We start from the raw sequence: 20458 nt of genomic DNA, 5'->3' as shown, positions 1-20458 counted from the left end.
CGGCCCCGGACCTCTCGGTCCGGGGCCGTCCCACGAGCATGTCGCCGATGCGGCTCAGCTCGGGTCGCGCGGCTCGGTCGTCCTCGTGACCGTCACGCTGTCGCCACTCTCCGAGGGCTCCACGACGAGCGAGAAGTCGCCGTCGTGCTCCTCGACGCCCACGGCCACGGCCTCCTCGACGGCCTCGAGACCGAGTCGGTGGCGCACGATGACCGGGTCCGTCTGGAGGTCCTTGTACAGCGCGAGGCACAGGCCCACCATGACGAACACGAAGGGCACGGACGCGACGATCGTGATGTTCTGCAGCCCCGTCAGGGCGTCCGAGCCCCCGATCACGAGCATGATCGCCGCGACGGCGCCGGTGAGGGCGCCCCAGAAGATGACCGACGGCCTGCTCGGCTCGGTGGAGCCGCGCTCGCTCAGCGTCCCCATGACGATCGACGCCGCATCGGCGCCGGACACGAAGAAGATGCCGACGAGCACCATGACCAGCACCGAGGTGATGCTCGCCGCCGGGTACTGCTCCAGCAGCTGGAACAGGGCGAAGTCGGACTGGACGGCGCCGTCGGCACCGACGATGCCTGCGCCGGCCCGCTGCTCGAAGATCCCCGCGCCGCCGAAGATCGCGAACCAGACGAGGCTCACGAGGGTGGGGACGAGCAGGACTCCGGTGACGAACTCGCGGATCGTGCGGCCACGGCTGATGCGCGCGATGAACATGCCGACGAAGGGGGTCCACGAGACCCACCAGGCCCAGTAGAAGATCGTCCAGCCGGACAGCCACGTCTCCATGGCGTCGTCGCCGCTGGCCGCGGTGCGCGACGCCATCTCGGTCATCTGCGAGGCGTAGTCGCCGAGCGCGGTCGGCACGAGGTTCAGGATGAACAGCGTCGGCCCCGCCACGAACACGAACACGGCAAGCACGAGGGCCAGCACCATGTTGGTGTTGGAGAGCCACTGGATGCCGCGCTCGATGCCGGAGACGGCGGAGAGGATGAACAGGATCGTCAGCACCGTGATGACGGAGACGAGCACGATCTTGCTGGGCTCGTCGATCCAGCCGTTGAACTGCATCCCGGCGCCGATCTGCAGGGCACCGAGGCCCAGCGAGGCGGCGGAGCCGAAGAGGGTGGCGAAGATCGCCAGGATGTCGATCACCTTGCCGGCAGGGCCCTCGGCGCGGCGGCCGAACAGGGGCGTGAACGCCGAGGAGATGAGCTGCTTGCGGCCCTTGCGGAACGTGCCGTACGCGATGGCGATGCCGACGACGGCGTAGATGGCCCACGGGTGCAGGCCCCAGTGGAACATCGTGGAGGCCATGGCGCTCTGGACGGCCGCGTCGCTCTGCGCCTCGCCCGTGCCGGGCGGCGGGGAGGCGAAGTGCGAGAGCGGCTCGGCGACGCCCCAGAACATGAGACCGATGCCCATGCCGGCGCTGAACATCATCGCGATCCAGGAGACGGTCCGGAACTCCGGACCCTCGTCGTCGCGACCGAGCGGGATCCGGCCGTACTTGGAGGCAGCGAGCCACAGCACGTAGATCACGAAGAACGACGCGACGAGCACGAAGAACCAGCCGGTGTTCGTGATCACCCAGGAGCGCGACGAGTCCGAGGCGGCCTTGAGGCCGGTGGTGCTCACCAGGCCCCAGACCACGAACCCGATCGCCACCACGCCGGTGATCCCGAAGACCACCGGGTCGATCCGTCGCCTCCAGCGTCCTGCAGATGCATGTTCTCGGTCGGTGAGGGTACTCACGAGCACCACCTCTTCCTTCAGCTCAGTCGTCGTCGGTTCAGTCGTTCAACATCGTCGGTCAGGTCGCGCGCACACATCGGTGCACGGGACAACCTTCTGACCATACCGAGACGAACGCCCCGACGCGAACCAGCGAGCGGTCAGCCGCGACTGCCGCGCAGCTGCGCGAGGTAGACGAGAGCGGCCACGGTGCCGACGAGGTTGAGCAGCGACAGCGGGCTCCAGAGCACCAGGTGCGCCGCGAGCGTGAGGCCCAGGATCACGAGCCACGAGCTCTTGGGGAGCGTGTCGGCCACGGCGAACCGGGCGGGCGCACGGGTGAGGCAGTCCACGAGCGCGAACGCCTTGACCGCGAACAGGGCGAGCGACAGCACCAGCATCAGACCCGACTCGACCTCGAACACGCCTGGACCCTACCGGACGCACGAAGCGGCGGGCCCCTGTCGGGGACCCGCCGCTCGTGTGGTGAGCCGTGGCTCAGGACTGGCTGGTGGTGCTGCCCGTCGAGCTGCTGCTCGAGGAGGCCTTCTTCGCGGGCGACTTCTTGGCCGTCGTCTTCTTCGCGGTGCCGGTGGACGACGTCGACGTGGCCGGAGCCTTCTTGGCCGTCGTCTTCTTCGCGGTCCCGGTGGACGACGTCTTCTTGGCCGTCGCCTTCTTGGCGGTGCTCTTCTTGGCCGTCGTCTTCTTGGCAGCCGACGTGGTGGCCGGAGCCTTCTTCGCCGCGGTCTTCTTGGTGGTGCTCGCGGCGGAGGCGGTCTTGGCCGGGGCCTTCTTGGCGGCGGCGGTCGTCGAGGAGGCGGCCGAGCGGGCGGCGGCCGACGTCTTGGCCGGGGCCTTCTTCGCGGACGACTTCGAGGCGGGGGCCTTCTTCGTCACCTTCGACACGGTGGCCTGGGCCTCGGCGACGATGTCCTCGGCGCGCTTCTGCACGTCGTCGGCCACGTCCTCGGCAGCCTTGCGGGCCTCCTTGATGTTCTTCTTGGCGTCCTTGCGCAGGGCGTCGAGCAGCTTCTCGCCGCGCTTCTGCACGTCGTCGAGTTTGAGGGCGCGCGCCTGGGCGACGAACTCCTCACCCTTCTGGAGCAGCTCGGCGTAGCTGGACTGCGCCTGGGCCTGGGCCGAGCCGACGAGGCCGGTGGCCTGCGAGCGGAGGTCGTCGATCTCGACCTTCTTGAGGGTGTCGGTGAGGTTCTTGACCTCATCGACCAGGGTCTTGATCTGGGCGTTGATCTGATCGGTGATGCTCATGTGGGTGTCTCCTCGGGAGAGGTGTCGGGATTGGCCTGGGTGACCGTTTCGGCAAGTGCCTCGTCCGGTGCGACGTCGGTGCCGACGAACGAGCGGTAGATGTCCAGCAGTGCCGTCTTCTGCCGCTCGGTCAGTCGGGCGTCGAGGGCGATGGCGTCCTCGACCATCCGCGCGCCGGACTCGTCGATGTCGATGAGACCGGCACGGACGTAGAGCGACTCGGCCGAGATGCGCAGCGCCTTCGCGATCTGCTGCAGGACCTCTGCCGAGGGACGGCGCACGCCCCGCTCGATCTGGCTGAGGTACGGGTTGGAGACCTCGGACTTCTCAGCCAGCTGTCGCAGGGACATCTGCGCCTGGCGTCGCTGCTCGCGCAAGTAGTCGCCGAGGTTCTCGACGGCTCCTCCTACGTCCAGCTTGGCCATGTCCCCAGTGTGCTTGCATTTGCAAGCAAGCGCAAGCAGATCTGCATGCGACCCGTCTCACAACCGGTCAGAGGACGGGCCGCACCTCCCCGACGGGACGTCCGCCACCGAGCACCACCGGACGCTCGCGCAGCAGGTCGGCCTCGACGCCGGCCAGCTCGAGCGCGCGGTGCAGCACCACGAACAGGGGGCGCTCGCCACCGTCCTCGATCTTGACCGCGAGGGCGGAGCCGTCCGCCAGGCCGGCCACGACCACGCTCTCGGCACCCGACTTCACCAGCGATCCCGGCACGGCGCGGGCCAGCGCCAGATCGGGTCGGCGGGTGCCGCTGACCTGCTCGGGGTGGGCCACCATCGCGTCGGCCACCCGGCGCGCGGCGGTCCCCGACTCCGCCTGGACGAGCCGACCGATGCCGCGGGCGAGACGCTCGAGCGACGTCGCGAGCAGCGGGGCTCCGCACCCGTCGACCCCGACCGTGTCGGGCGGGCCCACCAGGGCGGTGAAGGTCTCCGTGACGGCGCGCTGGACCGGGTGGTCCGGATCCAGGTAGTCCTCGGTCGACCACCCCCGGACCACGCAGGTGAGCAGCATCGCGGCGTGCTTGCCCGAGCAGTCCATCCGGATCGGCAGACGTCCCTCGCCGGCACGCAGGACGGCTGCGTGCTCGTGCGGGTCCAGCGGGTAGGACGCCGGTGTCTGCAGGGCCGACTCGTCGAGGCCGCCCATCGCGAGGATCTCGCGCACCCCCTCGAGGTGGAACGGCTCCGCCGAGTGGCTCGCGGCCGCGAGCGCCAGCAGGCGGGGCTCGAGGTCCAGGCCCGCCTCGACGAGGCCGGTCGCCTGGAAGGGCTTGTTCGTCGACCGCGGGAACACCACGACGCCGGGATCACCCAGCGACCACACCGTCTCGCCGTCGGGACCGACCCGCACGGCTGCTCCGCGGTGGCGGCTCTCCACGAGCCCGGACCGGGTGACCTCGGCGACGACGTCCATCGCTCCAGCGTAGGGCTCCACCGGCGCGGTCGAGCCCGCCCGGCCCTCCTGACCATCGGCTCATCCCACCAGTCCCATTGGTCACTTTCTTCCCACCCGTGTCGTTCTTCCACTACAGTGCCCAGATCTGGTACGGCGCACTCGGGCGTCGGCTTCCCTCACCAGAAGAGGCCTGCATGTCAACCCTGCGTCACGTCGTCGGTGCGTCCGTCCTGACGGCCCTCACGGCCGTCACCCTCGTGGTCGCCACCCTGGCCGTCCCTGCCGGCGCCGCGGTGGCTGCGCCGAAGCCGACGGTCCGCACCACCCAGAGCACCGCATCGGTGTTCTGGCCGGCCGTCAAGGGAGCGCAGAGCTACGTCGTCTGCCTGAAGCGCACCACGACGCAGAAGACGTGCACGGCGAGCGGCACCACGACGCGCGTCTCGCACGTCTTCCGGAACCTCACCCCGACGCGCGGCACCGACTACCGCCTCACCGTCCGCGCGACCGCCGGATCGTCGTCGGCCACCAGCGCTTCCGTCTCGGTCGTGCTGCAGCCCCCGACGCCGAAGGTCAGCGTCCGCACCGCCCAGCAGTCCATCGCCGTCACCTGGGCGGCGATCCAGGACGTCGACCGCTACGAGGTCTGTCTCGTGCGGACCGTCGGGCAGACACCGTGCACCCGGCAGTCCACGACCACCGGCACGTCGGCGACCTTCGGTGGGCTGACCCCGGTCGAGGGCACCGACTACCACGTCGTCGTCCGGGCCTTCACCGGGACGCGGTCGAGCGTCTCCGCCCCCGCGCCCGCCGAGCTGAACGCGGTCCGTCCCGGTCAGCCGACCGCCGTGGCCCACCGGGTCGGCTTCAACTCGGCCGTCATCACCTGGAAGGCCGCCGCCAACGCCACGGCGTACGACGTCTGCCTCACGACCACGACGACCTCCACGGCGTGCGAGAAGACCACTCCACGCACCACCGGCACGGAGGCTCGCGTCTACTCGCTCGCGTCCACGCCGGGTACCGACTACACCTACGTCGTGCGTGCGCACCGCGGCACGCTGAGCACCGACAGCGCCCGCGGACGCTTCGATCTCCCGGTCCCGGCGGTCACGACGCTCGCGGTCGAGGGGACCACGCCCTCGTCCCTGGCGCTCGACTGGTCCGCGGTCGCCAACGCCGAGACCTACGTCGCCGAGATCTCCACGGCCAAGGACCTCGGGTCGGGCAAGCGAACCGTCACGACCACGAGTCCGCAGGCCACCTTCGAGGACCTCGCCCCCGGAGTGCGGTACTACGCCCGGGTCCGAGGCGTGAACAGTCCGCTCAAGGGCGCGGCGTCGGCGACGGTCACGAGGGTGCTCCCCACGAGCACCACGACGGTCCGCGTGGTCACCTACAACCTGTGCGGGCAGGACAAGTGCCGCGCGTCGACCGGCCTCGGTACCTGGAAGAGCCGCAAGACCCTGGCTGCCAAGGCAGCCCTCGGCACCAACGCGTCGATCATCTCCACCCAGGAGTCCGGCGACAAGGACACGAACTTCGGGTCGGTCCTGCCGGGCTTCCGCCGAGCGGCCTACCAGTCGGCCAAGTCGTTGTTCTACAAGAGCTCCGACTACACGCTGAACCGGTCCGGCTCACTCACGCTCGACTCCGCCCGCAAGCGGTACGCCGTCTGGGCGGAGCTGGTCGACAAGGCGTCCGGCACCCCGTTCATCGTGGTCGACCCCCACCTCGAGCCCTACAAGGGGAAGAGCAACGACGACCTGCGGTACGCGCAGACCAGGCGGATGCTGTCGCTCGTCGACACGCTCAACACGCGGAACCTCGACGTCGTCTACGCGGGCGACATGAACTCCAACAAGCACAACGCGACCTACCCCGGCGGCTACGACGCAGTGCGCAAGGCCTTCCTCGCTGCCAAGCACGCCGACACCCTCGACGTCGCACGGAGGGCCAAGACCGACGAGCAGCCCGACGGAAACGCCTACAACGTGGCCTTCAACTCCGCCAACCAGGGCCGGGTCACCCCGATCCGCAACGGCGACCACGTGGACGCTATCTACACCTCGCCGGGAGTAGGCACCCGCCACTGGAAGGTCGTGACCGACCTCGCCACCCCGACGCGCTACCGCACGCCGTTCGCGAGCGACCACAACCCGCTCACGGCCATGCTCACCATGCCGGGCCGTCCCGAGCTTCCCTGACGCTCCACCGCGTCGAAGATTCCGTCCGGCTCCCCGGACGGCACCGAGCCGGTTAGAATTCGCGCAGTCCGTCAGTCCGCCGCCGTCCTCGTGCTGGAGCCTCTCCGTTGGTCACCCGTCGCCGCATCCCTGCAGGCCGTCGCGTCGCGACGCGTCCTGCGGGCCCGCCCTCACGCGGCGGCGCCCGGCGACGTCCCGGTGCGCGCGGTGGACGCAACGGACGGCGTCGGCCCCGCCTCGGTCGCGTCGGGCTGCTCGTGGCCCTGGTCGCGGGCCTCGCGGTGCTGGCCGGCGGGTTGTGGTCGTCGCGCACGCTGCTCGAGGACACCGCACCGCCGACCCGCCTCGCGGCGGAGACGCTGTCGCCCACGAGCGTCGAGCTCACGTGGGCGTCCACCGACGAGGTCGACGAGTACGTCGTCCACGTCGGCAGCGACCGCGCCCTGACGAAGGACGCCCTCAAGGTCACCTCCACCAAGAAGCAGGTGCTGGTCGAGGACCTGCAGCCCACCACGCCCGGCGGAGACCGTTTCTTCCGCGTCGACGCGGTCAAGGACGGCGAGATCGTGCGGTCGCGCACCGGTCGCTTCGTGCTGCCCCCCGGCGAGATGACGAAGGTGGCGGTCGACAAGACCGGCACCACGGGCGCCCGGCTGGAGTGGAAGCCGGTCGTCAACGCCCGGCAGTACGACGTGCAGGTCGCCACCGACAAGGACTTCGGCGAGCTGGTCCAGTCCGTGCGCACCGTGGGCAGCGAGCCCGAGCTGGTCACGGACGCCCTCGAGCCGGGTCGCCCGTACTGGTTCCGCGCTCGGCCGGTCAACGGCGACGTGGTCGGCGAGTTCGGGGCTGCGGTCGCCACCGAGACGCTCCCCGAGGACGTGCGGTTCAACGTCGGCACCTGGAACGTGTGCTCGGAGAAGTGCAAGGGCTACGCCGGACGGGCCCGGCAGATGGCGGCCTTCCTCAACGCCGAGAAGCTCGACCTGTTCGTCCTGCAGGAAGCCGGCGGCAAGCGGGTCGGCGCCACCACCAACGCGATCTTCACCGGCGGCGAGCGCGGCTTCCAGCGTGCGACGGGCGGCGCCAAGGCGCGCTACATCTTCTACCGCCCGGCCCTGTTCACCCAGGAGAGCGGGGGCTTCTTCCCCGTCGGCCACGGCCGGCACGCCACGTGGGCCCGGTTCACGGTCAAGGAGACCGGCCGCCAGTTCTTCGTCGTCGACGTGCACCTGGAGAACGGTCACGGCAACGACGGCAAGCGGCGCAGCGAGATGAACACGCTGGTCTCGCGCATGCGGTCCATCAACGACGGCGGCCTGCCGATCGTCTACGCCGGAGACTTCAACTCCGGTCGCCACCGCGGCGCCGACTCCCCCGGCGCCATCATGCGAGGCATCGGACAGCGCGACACCGTCGACGTCGCGAAGAAGGTCGAGAACCGCGAGTTCAACACGGGCCACACGTTCTCCACGCGTCCCCTGCGCTCCGGCGCCCACGTCGACCACATCTTCGCCTCCGAGGAGTTCCAGGTGCTCGCCTGGAAGCAGCTCGTGCGCATGTCGGGCAGCAGCTATGCGTCACCGGTGCTGACGGACCACAACGCCCTGCGTGCCACGTTGTCGCTCGAGGGCAAGAAGGTCGACGTCGGCGAGCCGACACCGGTCGTCGACGTCCCACCGGTCGACGACGTCCCGTCGCCGGGCTGAGTCCACCGCCACGGCAGGAGACCCGAAACCGCATGAGCCCCGATCCTCTCGGACCGGCCGACCTGGCCGACCTGCACGTCATCATCCCCGCCGGGGGCGCCGGCACCCGGCTGTGGCCCCTCTCGCGCGCCGGCCGGCCCAAGTTCCTGCTCGACCTCACGGGCTCCGGCCGCACGCTGCTGCAGCAGACGTGGGACCGCGTGACGCAGCTCGTGCCGCCGGAGCGCGTGCACGTGGTCACCGGGCCCCGTCACGCCGACGCGGTGCGCGAGCAGCTGCCCGCGCTGACGAGCATCTTCGTGGAGCCGTCCCCGCGCGACTCGATGCCGGCCATCGGTCTGGCCACGGCCGTCGTCCACCAGGACCACCCCGACGCCGTGGTCGCGTCCTTCGCCGCCGACCACGTGGTCTCCGGGGCCGACCGCTTCGCCGACGCCGTCGTCCAGGCGGTGCGCACCGCTCGGGACGGTCACGTCACCACCATCGGCATCGCCCCGCGGTCACCGTCCACGGCGTTCGGCTACGTGGAGTCCGGAGCGCCCCTGAGCGTCGAGGGCGCCCCGACCGCACGGACCGTCGTGCGCTTCGTCGAGAAGCCGGACGAGGAGACGGCCAAGGCCTACCTGCGCGCCGGGACCTTCAGCTGGAACGCGGGCATGTTCGTCACCCGCGCCGACGTGCTCCTCGACCACCTGGCTCGCCTCCAGCCCACCCTGCACGACGGGCTGCGGCGCATCGCCACGGCGTGGTCCGGCCCCGACCGTCAGGCCGTGCTCGAACAGGTCTGGCCCACGCTCACCAAGATCGCGATCGACCACGCCGTCGCCGAGCCGGTCTCGCTCACCGGCGGCATCGCGACCGTCCCCGGACGGTTCGGCTGGGACGACATCGGTGACTTCGCCGCCCTCCACGACCTCGGGCACGACCAGGCGTCGTCGCCCGACGGCACCCCGCGCGACGACCACACCCTCTGGATCGACGCCGACGGACTGGTGCGCGCCTGGCCGGGCGTCACGGTCGCGGTCGTCGGCATCCCCGGTGCCGTGGTGGTGCAGACCGACGACGCACTCCTCGTGACCACGCTCGAGCACGCCCAGCGCGTCAAGGAGGTCCCGGCCGCGCTGTCGGCAGCCGGACGCGACGACCTGGTCTGACTCCCTCTACGTCCGTCTCGCGGCGGGTGAATGGTCGGCTGCTGCGGCGGCTGGGGGGTGGGGGTCGTCCTGCGGCTGCGTCGCTGTGGCTCCGAGGCGGGTCGGCCTCCGAAAGGGCCTCGACCGGAGCGGTGGGACTGGTCCTGGCTGGGTCTGCGGGGGCGGCTGGGTTCTTGCTCACTGCTGCGTCGCTGTGGCTCCACGTCCGGTCGGCCTCCGAAAGGGCCTCGACCGCAACAGGGGGTCTGGGCTCGGTTGGGTCTGCGGGGCGCGGCCATGATTCTCCCTCTGCGCGGGATACACGCACGATTCTTCCTTCTCGTGGACCGTGCCTCGCGAAGGAAGAATCGTGGCGACGACTTGGGCCCCGTGAGGGCAGAGATTCTCCCTTTCAGTGGAACGGTCCACGAGAAGGGAGGATCCCTGCCCGCCCGCCGCGCCGTCGCCCCCGCTGGACGCAGGATTCTGCCTTCGCGTGCTGAAGCCCGAACGATGCTGCGTTGGTGACGGGATCCCGTAGCGAACGCAGCATCCTTCGCCCCCTCCCGCACGAACGCAGAACCTTGCGTCCCCCCAAGCCACGCTCCGAGAGCCCACCCGACCCCGGACCCATCCGCCGGTCGAGGCCCTTTCGGAGAGCAGGTCCACTCGCAGCCACAGCGACGCAGCCGCAAGGCCCGCCCCAGCCACAGCAACGCAGCAGCAGGACGACGACCCACCCACAGCGACGCAGCAGCGAGCGAAGACTCAGACGAGGTCGGTCAGCTCGGCGGGCGGGAGGTCGGGCGCCGGCGTGTAGGCCTGCGCCACCTCGCCCGTGCCCACCGCGTGCAGCACGCCGTCGGACTCGTCGGCGAAGAGGGCCTCGCCGCGGGCGAGCTTCTCCCGCTCCCCGATCTCGTTGACGACCTCCACGTCGCCCCCGAGGCAGACCACGATCCGCCGACCGTCGTCGGGCAGGCGTGCACCGTCGGGCTCGGCCGACGAGCACTGCGTGATCGACAGCGCGAACTCACGCAGGCCAGGGCTGTAGACGTCGGTGGAGAAGCCGAACTGGTCGGCCTCGACGCGCGCCAGGCGCGACATGCCGCGGTCGAGGCACCGCACCAGGCCCTGTGGATCGAGGTGCTTGCCGGTGAGTCCGCCGCGCAGCACGTTGTCGGAGGAGACCATGACCTCCACGCACAGCCCGCTCAGGTGCGCGTGGATGATGCCCGCACCGAGGTAGGCCGCCTCGCCGGGCTGGAGGGTGAGCCGGTTGAGCAGCAGCGACATCACGACACCGACGTCGCCCGGGTGGTGCTCACCGACCAGGACCGCCGTGGCGTAGGCACGCTTGATGTCGATGCCGCGCTGCTCAGCGTCGCGGCACGCCGCCACGACCTCGGCGACCTCCTCGGGCGACGGCGGATCGGTCAGCAGGTCCTCCACGACGCGCACGATGCCGAGGAACCCGGGCTGACGACGCAGGCTCTCGACGAGGTCCTGGACCCGCGGGACGTCGATGGCAGCCAGCACGCGCAGGATCTCGGCCGTGGGCCGGAAGCCGACGAGCGTGTCGAACGCCGTCAGCGCGTAGACCATCTCCGGCTTGGGGTGGGGGTCCTTGTAGACGCGGTGGGGTGCGTCGAGCGGGACGCCTGCCGCCTCCTCGGCCCGGTAGCCCTCCTGGGCCATCACGGCGTTGGGGTGCACCTGGATGGAGAGCGGCCGGTCCGCGGCGAGGATCTTCAGCATGAAGGGCAGCTCGCCGGCGACCTCGCGCAACGAGACCGGACCCTTCGCGCCCTGCACGCGCGAGGGGTTGAGCGGGTGGGTGCCCATCCAGATCTCGGCCACCGGTCCCCCGGCCGGCGGCCGCCCGAGGAAACGAGGGATCGCCTCCGGCGAGCCCCAGTCGTAGTCGCGATCAGGGTTCTCGAGTCGTCGCATCTCGTCCTCTCGGAGGGCCGTGGCCGTCGTCAGCCCTTGGGGTGGCGAGGCTTGCGGTACTTGTCCTTGCCGGGCGGTCCGCCCTTCGAGCGGTAGCCGCCCGCACGGTCGTCGCGCCCGCCGCCGTGGCTGCGGCCCTGCGGGCCGCCGTCGCGCTTCAGGTCGATCCGCCGGCCGGAGATCCGGGTGTCCGAGAGCGCCTCGAAGACCGCGTCCGGCAGGTCCTGCGGGAGCTCGACGACGGCGTGGTCGACGCCGATCGTGATCTTCCCGAAGTCGGCGCGCCGCAGCCCTCCCTCGTTGGCCAGGGCGCCCACGATCATCGAGGGCGAGACCTTGTGGCGCTTGCCCACCGCGATCCGGTACGGCGTCCACCCGTCCTTCGACGGACGCGGTCCGCGGTCGCTCGTGTCGCGCGCCGGACGCTCGGGGCGCTCGCGCCGCGCCGCCTTGGGCGGGTCGGGGCGCAGGAAGAACTCCTTGTCGTCGGTGCTCATGACGGCCAGGGCGGCGGCGACGTCGAGCATCTCGACGTCGTGCTCGCGCACGTAGTCCTCGACCAGGCCGCGGAACGCGTGGAACTGGGGCGAGCCCATGCTGTCGGTGATCGCCTGGGCGAACTTGGCCGTCCGGCGGGCGTTCACCTCGTCGACGCTCGGCACGCCCGTCTCCTCGACGGCGCGACCCGAGACCTTCTCGATGGCCGACAGCAGACGGCGCTCGCGGGGGGTGACGAACAGGATCGCCTCGCCGCTGCGCCCGGCGCGCCCGGTGCGGCCGACCCGGTGCACGTAGGCCTCGGGGTCGTGCGGGATGTCGTAGTTGACCACGTGGGTGATGCGGTCGACGTCGAGTCCGCGGGCCGCGACGTCGGTGGCCACCAGGATGTCGAGCGCACCCGACTTGAGGGCGTTGACCGTGCGCTCGCGCTGGGCCTGGGCGAGGTCGCCGTTGATGGCGGCGGCCGAGAAGCCGCGCGTCCGCAGACGTTCGGCGAGCTCCTCGGTGGCCGACTTGGTGCGGACGAAGATGATCATCCCGTCGCCGCTCTCGACCTCCAGGAGGCGCGTGAGCGCGTCGAGCTTCGCGTGGTGGGAGACCGGGATCCAGCGCTGGCGCACGGTGCTCGTGGAGGAGCGCGCCTGCGGCGTCGCGATGTCGGCCGGGTCGTGGAGGTAGCGCTTGGCCAGACGACGGATCGCCGGCGGCATCGTGGCCGAGAACAGCGCCACCTGCTTGTACTCGGGGGTGTCGGCGAGGATCCGCTCCACGTCCTCGGCGAACCCCATCGCCAGCATCTCGTCGGCCTCGTCGAGGACGAGGTGGTCGAGACCGGTGAGGTCGAGGCTGCCGCGGTCGAGGTGGTCCATCACGCGGCCGGGCGTGCCGACGACGACGTGGGCGCCGCGCTCGAGGCCTGCCAGCTGGGCGCCGTAGCCCTGGCCGCCGTACACGGGCAGCACCCGGATCCGACGCCCCTTGGGCGTGTAGGACGTCATCGCCTCGCACACCTGGAGCGCGAGCTCACGGGTGGGGGCCAGCACCAGCGCCTGGGTGGAGGCGCGGTCGGGGTCGATCTTCTGCAGGATCGGCAGGGCGAACGCGGCCGTCTTGCCGGTACCGGTCTGGGCGAGACCGACGACGTCACGACCGGCCAGGAGGGCCGGCACGGCGGCCTCCTGGATCGGGGTGGGGGTCTCGTAGCCCAGGCGCTCGAGGACCTGCACGAGCTCGTCGTCGAGACCGAGGTCGGAGAACGGCCGAGCCGGCGCGACCGGCTGGTCGGGGGCCGGGCCGGCCACGGTGTCGTCGGGACCGGTCTCGACAGGGTTGGCCTCGTCGGGGCCGGTCTCGACGGGACCGGTGCCGCCGGGAGCAGGCTCGCCGGGGACGGTGTCGTCGGGGGTCGCGGGCGCGGGTACGTCGTCGTTCATGGGACTCCTGGTGCTGACTGCGAGACGGGGGAACCCCGTCGTGACGCAGGGTGCAAGCGATAGTGTTCCGTACCGGTGCCCCCGAGACCAATCCCGGCGACCCGAGAAGGACCCTCAGCAGGCCCGCCCATCCCCCAGCCAGCAAGGAGACGGTGCGCGATGCCGACGCCGACCACCCGCCGTTCCCTCGGCTCACGGTGGATCCTGGTCGTGGTCCTCGGCGTGCTGGGTGCCGTGGCGGGGCAGCTGCTCGTGTCCGGCATCACACCGCGCTACGAGGCCTCGGCCGAGGTCCTCGTCGAGCCGCCCGTCGGCACGGAGGAGGTGCCCGCCCGCACGCTCTCGGCCCGGACGCTCGAGTCGTACGGCCGGATCCTGGGCGGACCCGCGCTCGTGGGCCGCGCCGGCGAGGCGCTCGGCTCCACGCCGATCCCCCGCGACGACGTCACCTCCGGCGTGGTCGGCGACAGCACGATCCTGAAGGTCACCGTGCGCGACGACAGCCTGGCCGACGCGCGCGAGGCCGCCGGACAGGTCGCCGAGGAGTTCACCACCTGGCTCGCCACGAAGCAGGAGGACCTCGACGCCGCGCAGCGCGAGACCACGCTCGTGATCGACCCGGGCTCGGGCTCCGCCTCGCCCGTGGAGCCGACGCGGTGGCCCTACCTGCTCGGCGGGCTGCTCGCGGGCCTGCTGATCGGCCTGGCCGTGGCTCGGTGGCGCCAGTCGACCGACCGGGGGATCGCCACCACCGACGACCTCGAGGCGGCCACCGGCTCACCCGTGCTGGGCGCGATCGCGCACGACCGGGCCGCGCACGACTCCCCCCTGCTCACCTCGCTGTCCCCTCAGCACCCCCGCGCCGAGGCGGTGCGCATCCTGCGCACCAACCTGCAGTTCGTCGACGTCGACCACGACCGCACCGTCGTGGCCGTCACCAGTGCCGTCGAGGCCGAGGGCAAGACGACCACCGCCTGCAACCTCGCCATCGCCCTCGCGCAGTCCGGCCTGCGGGTCGCGCTGGTCGAGGGCGACCTGCGCCGGCCCCAGCTCGCGGAGTCGTTCGGCCTGGAGAGCACCGTCGGCCTGACGACGGTGCTGGTGGGTCGTGTCGACCTCGACGAGGCCATGCAGGAGACCGAGGTCCCCGGGCTCGACGTCCTCGCGAGCGGCGCCCGTCCTCCGAACCCCGCCGAGATCGTGCAGACCGGTGCCATGGAGCGCCTCGTCGCCGACCTGCGCCAGCGCTACGACGTCGTGCTGATCGACGCACCGCCCCTCCTGCCGGTCGCCGACGCCGCGATCCTGTCGCTGCTCGCCGACGGCGCGCTGCTCGTGGTGCGCCACGGACGCACCGGGCACGACCAGGTACGCGCCGCGGTCGACCGGCTCGACACGATCGGCGCGAAGCTGTTCGGCAGCGTGCTCTCCATGACGCCCCGCAGGGCCGCCGGCCGCTACGGCTACGGGTACGAGTACGACCAGGGGAAGTCCTCGCGCCGACGTCGGCGCTGACTACTCCGCCGGCGTCAGGCCGGCTGCAGCAGCGACAGCGTGCGCGCGATCGACGCCGTCGCGTCGTCGATCAGGTCGGCCGTGCCGCGGTGCACCGCCGGTGAGCGCCGGAAGGGGTCCGGCACGTCGGCGCGCGCCGGTCCCGTGCTGCGGCGGCGGGCCGCGTCGGCGACGAGCTCGGGCAGCTGCGTCGCCTCGTGCCCCTCGACGAGCGCCGCGAACTCGAGCAGCGTGAAGGTCTTGCGCAGGGCACCGGGGTCGAGCTCCAGCACGGCGGACCGGTGCTCCTTGGTGGCGGTCAGCACGAGGTCGGCGCCCCGGACGTGGTGCACCTCCAGCGGCTGCGAGCGGAAGTCGGAGCCGTCGATCTCGAGCCGGGCGAGCTCGAGGCGCACCATGCTGTCGACGGGCGCGTCGCGCCAGCCCATCACCCCGGCGCTGGCGACCTCGAAGGTGGACGGGTCGAGTCGTTCCTTCAGGAGCAGCTCCATGAGGGGCGAACGACACACGTTGGCCGTGCACACCGCGAGGATGCTCCACCGACTGCGCTCGGGACGGGCGCCCACCTCAGGGGCCCGACCGCGGTCGGACGTGCAGCCCCACCTCGGGGTCGACCACGGGCTCCTGCCCTGCGGCCACACCGTCGACGACCAGCGCGGCGTCGACCGGGACCGAGCGCTTGACGAGGGCCAGACCGATGGGACCGAGCTCGTGGTGCAGGGCGCGCGACCCGAGCACGCCGACCGCCTTGCCCGGCTCGTCGGAGCGCTCCACGGCACTGCCGGGTGCGGGCAGCCGGTCGGGCGAGCCGTCGAGGTGCAGCAGGACGAGCCGACGCGGCGGCCGGCCCAGGTTGTGCACGCGGGCGACGGTCTCCTGGCCCCGGTAGCAGCCCTTGTCGAGGTGGACGGCCCGCTCGAGCAGCCCGACCTCGTTGGGGATCGTGCGGTCGTCGGTGTCGACGCCGAAGCGTGGCGTGCCCGACGCGATGCGCAGGGCCTCCCAGGCCCACGTGCCTGCCGGGCGGCCGTACCGCTGGGGCCACGAGGCCACCGTGTCGCGCGGCTCGATGGCCCATCGCGCGCCACCGCCGTCCTGCTCGGCGGCGTGCAGCCCCACGACGGCGTGGGTGGCGGTGACGTCGGCGACCTCGACCCGCGTCATGAACCGCATGCGGTCCAGGAACGTGACGAGCGCCGCGCCGGCGCCGGGCTCGGTGTGCGCCCAGAAGGTGGTGCCGTCGTCGACACCCTCGAACGCGTGCTCGATGCGGCCCTGAGGAGTGAGCACGAGCCCCTCGGTGGCCAGCCCGGGCTCGAGCTGCTCGAGGTGCTGGGTCGTGAGCGAGTGCAGCCAGGTGAGCCGGTCGGGGCCGGTGACCGTCAGCACGTCCCGGTGCGAGAGGTCGACGAAGCCCTCACCCTTCTCGAGACGACGCTGCTCGACGGTGAGCTCGCCGTAGTGGGCCGCGACGCCGTGGTCGGGGCGGTCGGCCTCGACGGCACCCTCGAGGTCGAGCAGGGGGCTGCGGCGCCGCGCCGGGGCGAGGTCGTCCGCGGCGGCGGGGTCGGGCTGCGGCTCAGACACGGGCGAGCTTCCCCCACAGGTGCGACTGCATGGTCTGGCCCTCGGCGGCCTTGTCGATCGCGTACATCAGCGAGCCGTCGACCAGGCCGTACATGCGCTGGCCGGCGGTGTACTCCGCCGCCGACTGGGTGCGGGCGACGATGTCGGTCGCGAGCGTGATGCGGGGTCCCTCGGCGACGCCGTACCAGACCTCGGCGTACCCGGTGGGGTGCGCGAGGACCAGCTCGACGTTGATGCCCTTGCCTCCCTCCACGAGACCGGCAGGCCTCAGGAAGCCGGTCTCGAGGTCGCCGGGGCCGATCCGCTCGCCAGACTCGTCGGTGACCCACGACCGGCTGAAGTAGTGCAGGAAGGGCCGGGTGTCGTGGGCGAGCACGACGTCCTGCTCGAAGGAGTAGGGCTCGATCGTCGGGTAGTCGCCACGCCCGTTGCCGTGCCAGGTACCGAGCAGCCAGGCCAGGGGCGCGACGTCGGGATGGAGGTCGGCGGGGATCTCGAAGGCCATGGGGTCCATCGTATCGACGCGCGCTAACCTGCCGACGTGCGTGCCGTCGTCCAGCGGGTGAGCGAGGCCTCGGTCGTCGTCGACGGCGAGGTCGTCGGCTCCGTGGGCGGCACCGACGCGGACGCCGACCATCTCCTCGTGCTGCTCGGCATCACTCACGACGACACCGTGCAGAAGGCCGACGCGCTCGCGCGGAAGGTGCACGGCCTGCGCATCCTGCACGACGAGGTCTCGGTCGCCGACACCGGCGGCGCGGTCCTCGTCGTCAGCCAGTTCACGCTCTACGGCGACGCGCGCAAGGGGCGGCGTCCCACGTGGACGGCAGCCGCACCGGGCGCCGTGGCCGAGCCGCTGTACGACGAGTTCTGCGCCGCCCTGCGGGCCCTGGGCACGACGGTCCCCACCGGCCGCTTCGGTGCCGACATGCAGGTCCGCTCGGTCAACGACGGCCCGTTCACCGTCCTGCTCGAGCTGTAGCGGCATCGCATTCTGACCGTCCTTTCAGGTGAAGGACGTAGGATTCTCGAATCGGCGTCGGCGAACGTGCCCCGGCGCCGTCGTCCTGACCCCACCAGAACATCGAACGGGAGTGCCATGTCGCGTCGCGAGAAGCGAGCGCGCCGCGAAGTCAAGGGCAAGCGTCGCGCCGGCGGCGTCCCCTTCCACCGCCGGCACCGCAAGCTGGTCGTGGGTGTCGTCGGCGCCCTCGTCCTCGTCCTCGGCACGGGCACCGCGTACGCCTACTACCTCAACGCCCAGCTGGGCAACGTCGGGCGCGTCGAGAACAAGCTGAAGGAAGCCGACCGCCCCGATCCCGACAAGGGCAAGGCGCTCAACATCCTGCTGCTCGGTTCCGACAAGGGCAAGAAGGTCGAGGGCGCCGAGGACACGACGCTGGCCGAGGACGCCGCCTCCGGGTCGTGGCCGGCCGGCAAGTACCGCAGCGACACGTTGATGATCGCGCACATCACGTCGGACCGGAAGAAGGTCTACCTCGTCTCGATCCCGCGTGACACCTACACCGACATCTACGACGAGACCGGCGCCAAGCAGTCGACGCAGAAGATCAACGACGCCTTCGCGGAGTTCGGCCCGAACGGTGCGATCTCGACCGTCGAGAACCTCACCGACCTGCGCATGCGGCACCTCGCGATCATCGACTGGGACGGCTTCAAGAGCCTCTCCAAGGCCGTCGGCGGCGTGCCCGTCTACATCCCCCGGCCGTTCTACGACCCCAAGCAGAAGGTCCAGTGGGAGGCCGGCGAGCAGACCCTCGAGGGCAAGAAGGCCCTCGCCTACGTGCGCACGCGCTACGGCCTGCTCCGCGGCGACTTCGACCGCATCGCCCGCCAGCAGAACTTCCTGCGGTCGCTCATGAAGAAGATGCTCGCGCGCGACACCATGAGCAACCCCATCAAGCTGACCCGCACCCTCACCGCGGTCACCAAGAACCTCACCGTCGACGCCGGCTGGGACCCGGGCGACATGCGTGCGCTCGCGCTCTCGCTGCGCGGCACCGGGTCCGACGACGTCACGTTCCTCACGGCTCCGGTGGCCACCACCGAGACCATCCCGGTCGTCGGCAGCATCGTCAGGCTCGACGAGGCCAAGAACGCCGAGCTGTTCACCGCGCTGCGCGAGGACCGCATGGACGAGTACCTGGAGAAGTACCCCGACGACCAGCTCGCCGACGAGGACCAGATCGGCTGACGTGCCGGCTCAGCCGCAGGCCGAGCGGACCCGGACGTCGTTCGCGCCGGCCTCGATGCCGGGCGTGGTCGTGAGCACCGCGTCGCTCGTCTGCCCCTCGCCCGTGCGCACCTGGACCTCCAGGTCGACCGACTCTCCGGGTCGCAGGGTCACGGGGACGACCGTCACCCGACGGTCGCCGATCCGCCCGCCCGACGGTGTCCGCTCGACGTCGGCCAGCCGCACGCGCTCGAACACGCCGCCGGCCGGTGCCACGACCCGCACGGAGAGCCGCTGGTCCCCCGGACGCAGTCCCTGGAGCTCGAGCCCCGTGATGGAGATCGGGAGCGCGGTGTCGGGGACCGTGGAGGTGAGCGTCGTGCGCATCGTGAGCACCTGCGCCCGGTCGTCGACGCACCGCACGGAGCGCAGCGTGGACGACGCGTCGAGGTAGTACTGCAGCTTCGAGCCCTTGCTGTCGTCCACGTACACGCCCACGTGGGCCCGGTCCCTTGTCTGCGCGAGCGCACCGGCGACGCCCGTGGACCGGATGCGGCGCTGCTCGGACTCGTCGGCCGACCACACCAGGACCCGGTTGTCGACGCTGGCCTGCACGAGGGCCTCGAGCACGGGCTGCGTGGCGCCCTGCCCGTCCACGAACGCGTCGAAGATGCGGCGGGCGGCGTCCTCGAACACCGCGTCCTGCCCGAGCAGGTCGGTGGCGTAGCGGCGGTAGACGCCGTTGAGCAGCTCGTCGACGGCGTTCTCGGCCGTGAGCCGCGTCCCGTCCTCGAGCGTCACCGGCCCGAGCCCCTGCAGGAGGTAGCCCAGCGTCACCGGGTCGACGGACACGACGCCGTCGAAGCGCGTGTCGAGCTCCTCGCCCACGAGGGAGCTCGCGAAGGCCGCGGCCTCGGGGAAGTCGGGCACGGCGGTCGTGTTGCGCAGGTCCGTCGCGGCGGTCACCGGCACGGCACCGAGCTGGTCCTCCGGCACCGTCAGACGCGGCCTGCCGTTCGGTGGCACGTCGATGGCCGAGCCCTGCGTGCGCATGCGCACCGTGCCGCGATCGGCCTCGATGACGGCGAACGATCCCGGGATGCCGCCGAGCGAGCGGATCTCCGCGTTGTTCTGGATGAGCAGGAGGTAGCGGCGGCGCTCGCTCCCGCCCAGCATCTCCGGCAGCAGCGCGGCCGCGGTGTCCGCGACACGGACGGCCGACGCGGCGCTGGTCAGGGAGCCCTGCAGGCGGCGGACCGGCGCCTGGAGCCGGCCCGCGACCTTCTGCGGCTCGATCTCGCCGACGCCGCGGGCAGCGCGCTCGAGGGCCTCGCGCGGGCCGGCCAGGCGCGGTGCCACGGCCTCGAGGTTCGCGATGTCGACCCGTCCGTCGCGCGGAGAGAACGCGTCGAGCCCCACCTGGGCGGTGACGTCGACGATGGTGGGCACGGCCTGGGTGGCGACCCGGTCGACCTCGCGCGCGACCACGCGCACGGCGTCGACGTCGTCACCGACGATCGGGACGTGGGAGAACACCGTCCACAGCGGACCATCCGTCGAGGCGTGCGCCCGGCCTGCGGCGTCGGTCAGGACCGCCGACGTCTGCCGCGCACCGTCCGCGTCGCCCTGCGCCACCTGGGCCAGGAGCAGCTGGGACTGGTCGCTCGCCCGCGACAGCAGGATCGCTGCGCGCACCCCCTGCCAGGCCAGGACCACGACGCAGACCGTGAGCACCGCTCCCGTCACGGCCAGCCCCAGCCGGACCCACCCTGCTCGGTCGTGCCGCTCGGGCAGGAAGCGTGGCGACGCCACGACG

At 71.6% G+C, this 20458-nt stretch carries 17 protein-coding genes; 6 read left to right on the top strand and 11 right to left on the bottom strand.

The genetic code is table 11. The annotated features are described in order from the left end of the window. Nucleotides 1–54 precede the first annotated feature (54 nt). The 5 genes from RQG84_RS07675 to RQG84_RS07655 form a co-directional block, all read right to left on the bottom strand. Complete coding sequence (locus RQG84_RS07675) at nucleotides 55–1758, bottom strand: BCCT family transporter (protein WP_311209542.1); 1704 nt, start codon at nucleotides 1756–1758, stop codon at nucleotides 55–57. Nucleotides 1759–1898: 140 nt separating this feature from the next. Then, nucleotides 1899–2162 (bottom strand): DUF2516 family protein, encoded by a 264-nt coding sequence (locus tag RQG84_RS07670; RefSeq protein WP_311209541.1) that lies wholly within the window; start codon nucleotides 2160–2162, stop codon nucleotides 1899–1901. 73 nt (nucleotides 2163–2235) lie between these two features. Next, a complete protein-coding gene (locus RQG84_RS07665) occupies nucleotides 2236–3009 on the bottom strand; it encodes a hypothetical protein (protein ID WP_311209540.1) in 774 nt (257 codons plus the stop codon). Continuing rightward, nucleotides 3006–3434 carry a helix-turn-helix domain-containing protein gene (locus RQG84_RS07660; protein ID WP_055970030.1) on the bottom strand — a complete coding sequence of 143 codons (429 nt, stop codon included), beginning with the start codon at nucleotides 3432–3434 and terminating at the stop codon, nucleotides 3006–3008. The genes RQG84_RS07665 and RQG84_RS07660 overlap by 4 nt, the downstream gene beginning before the upstream one ends. Before the next feature lie 67 nt (nucleotides 3435–3501). Next, the gene (locus RQG84_RS07655; RefSeq protein ID WP_311209539.1) at nucleotides 3502–4428 is read right to left on the bottom strand and encodes an asparaginase; all 927 of its coding nucleotides are present in this window, start codon (nucleotides 4426–4428) and stop codon (nucleotides 3502–3504) included. 176 nt (nucleotides 4429–4604) lie between these two features. On the opposite strand from RQG84_RS07655, the gene RQG84_RS07650 reads away from it, so the two are divergent. From RQG84_RS07650 to RQG84_RS07640, 3 genes are all read left to right on the top strand, one after another. Continuing rightward, nucleotides 4605–6617, top strand: a complete 2013-nt coding sequence (locus tag RQG84_RS07650; RefSeq protein WP_311209538.1) for a fibronectin type III domain-containing protein — start codon at nucleotides 4605–4607, stop codon at nucleotides 6615–6617. Between the two features lie 257 nt (nucleotides 6618–6874). Next, a complete protein-coding gene (locus tag RQG84_RS07645; protein WP_311209537.1) occupies nucleotides 6875–8326 on the top strand; it encodes an endonuclease/exonuclease/phosphatase family protein in 1452 nt (483 codons plus the stop codon). Nucleotides 8327–8358: 32 nt separating this feature from the next. Further along, complete coding sequence (locus tag RQG84_RS07640; protein ID WP_311209536.1) at nucleotides 8359–9480, top strand: mannose-1-phosphate guanylyltransferase; 1122 nt, start codon at nucleotides 8359–8361, stop codon at nucleotides 9478–9480. Between the two features lie 747 nt (nucleotides 9481–10227). Here the strand turns inward: RQG84_RS07640 and manA are convergent. Continuing rightward, nucleotides 10228–11412 (bottom strand): mannose-6-phosphate isomerase, class I, encoded by a 1185-nt coding sequence (gene manA, locus RQG84_RS07635; protein ID WP_056572883.1) that lies wholly within the window; start codon nucleotides 11410–11412, stop codon nucleotides 10228–10230. 29 nt (nucleotides 11413–11441) lie between these two features. Continuing rightward, the gene (locus RQG84_RS07630; RefSeq protein ID WP_311209535.1) at nucleotides 11442–13346 is read right to left on the bottom strand and encodes a DEAD/DEAH box helicase; all 1905 of its coding nucleotides are present in this window, start codon (nucleotides 13344–13346) and stop codon (nucleotides 11442–11444) included. Between the two features lie 159 nt (nucleotides 13347–13505). On the opposite strand from RQG84_RS07630, the gene RQG84_RS07625 reads away from it, so the two are divergent. Next, nucleotides 13506–14861 (top strand): CpsD/CapB family tyrosine-protein kinase, encoded by a 1356-nt coding sequence (locus RQG84_RS07625; RefSeq protein ID WP_311209534.1) that lies wholly within the window; start codon nucleotides 13506–13508, stop codon nucleotides 14859–14861. Between the two features lie 14 nt (nucleotides 14862–14875). Here the strand turns inward: RQG84_RS07625 and RQG84_RS07620 are convergent, their stop codons facing one another. The 3 genes from RQG84_RS07620 to RQG84_RS07610 are packed head-to-tail and all read right to left on the bottom strand — an operon-like array spanning nucleotide 14876 to nucleotide 16953. Further along, nucleotides 14876–15385: a hypothetical protein gene (locus RQG84_RS07620; RefSeq protein ID WP_311209533.1), complete on the bottom strand. Its 510-nt coding sequence runs from the start codon at nucleotides 15383–15385 to the stop codon at nucleotides 14876–14878. Nucleotides 15386–15428: 43 nt separating this feature from the next. Beyond that, nucleotides 15429–16448, bottom strand: a complete 1020-nt coding sequence (locus RQG84_RS07615) for a folate-binding protein (RefSeq protein ID WP_311209532.1) — start codon at nucleotides 16446–16448, stop codon at nucleotides 15429–15431. Then, entirely contained in the window at nucleotides 16441–16953 is a 513-nt protein-coding gene (locus RQG84_RS07610; RefSeq protein ID WP_056553017.1) for an FABP family protein, read from the bottom strand. The genes RQG84_RS07615 and RQG84_RS07610 overlap by 8 nt, the downstream gene beginning before the upstream one ends. 36 nt (nucleotides 16954–16989) lie before the next feature. Between RQG84_RS07610 and dtd the strand changes: the two genes are divergently transcribed. Then, the gene (gene dtd / locus RQG84_RS07605) at nucleotides 16990–17430 is read left to right on the top strand and encodes a D-aminoacyl-tRNA deacylase (protein WP_311209531.1); all 441 of its coding nucleotides are present in this window, start codon (nucleotides 16990–16992) and stop codon (nucleotides 17428–17430) included. A 117-nt stretch (nucleotides 17431–17547) separates the two neighbouring features. Then, a complete protein-coding gene (locus RQG84_RS07600; RefSeq protein ID WP_311209530.1) occupies nucleotides 17548–18663 on the top strand; it encodes an LCP family protein in 1116 nt (371 codons plus the stop codon). 9 nt (nucleotides 18664–18672) lie between these two features. On the opposite strand, the gene RQG84_RS07595 is transcribed toward RQG84_RS07600, so the two are convergent. Then, nucleotides 18673–20454: a DUF4012 domain-containing protein gene (locus tag RQG84_RS07595; RefSeq protein WP_311209529.1), complete on the bottom strand. Its 1782-nt coding sequence runs from the start codon at nucleotides 20452–20454 to the stop codon at nucleotides 18673–18675. Nucleotides 20455–20458 lie beyond the last annotated feature (4 nt).

The organism is Aeromicrobium sp. WCS2018Hpa-31, assembly GCF_031843905.1.
GTDB lineage: Bacteria > Actinomycetota > Actinomycetes > Propionibacteriales > Nocardioidaceae > Aeromicrobium.
Note: the sequence above shows the minus strand (reverse complement) of the source record. Positions and strands in the feature narration are given on the sequence as shown.

Excerpts from the sequence above, each read along its gene's own strand:
- RQG84_RS07665 (WP_311209540.1), bottom strand. The coding sequence starts at position 3,009 with ATGAGCATCACCGATCAGATCAACGCCCAGATCAAGACCCTGGTCGAT.
- RQG84_RS07660 (WP_055970030.1), bottom strand. The coding sequence starts at position 3,434 with ATGGCCAAGCTGGACGTAGGAGGAGCCGTCGAGAACCTCGGCGACTAC.
- RQG84_RS07655 (WP_311209539.1), bottom strand. The coding sequence starts at position 4,428 with ATGGACGTCGTCGCCGAGGTCACCCGGTCCGGGCTCGTGGAGAGCCGC.
- RQG84_RS07650 (WP_311209538.1), top strand. The coding sequence starts at position 4,605 with ATGTCAACCCTGCGTCACGTCGTCGGTGCGTCCGTCCTGACGGCCCTC.
- RQG84_RS07640 (WP_311209536.1), top strand. The coding sequence starts at position 8,359 with ATGAGCCCCGATCCTCTCGGACCGGCCGACCTGGCCGACCTGCACGTC.
- manA (WP_056572883.1), bottom strand. The coding sequence starts at position 11,412 with ATGCGACGACTCGAGAACCCTGATCGCGACTACGACTGGGGCTCGCCG.
- RQG84_RS07630 (WP_311209535.1), bottom strand. The coding sequence starts at position 13,346 with ATGAACGACGACGTACCCGCGCCCGCGACCCCCGACGACACCGTCCCC.
- RQG84_RS07625 (WP_311209534.1), top strand. The coding sequence starts at position 13,506 with ATGCCGACGCCGACCACCCGCCGTTCCCTCGGCTCACGGTGGATCCTG.
- RQG84_RS07610 (WP_056553017.1), bottom strand. The coding sequence starts at position 16,953 with ATGGCCTTCGAGATCCCCGCCGACCTCCATCCCGACGTCGCGCCCCTG.
- RQG84_RS07600 (WP_311209530.1), top strand. The coding sequence starts at position 17,548 with ATGTCGCGTCGCGAGAAGCGAGCGCGCCGCGAAGTCAAGGGCAAGCGT.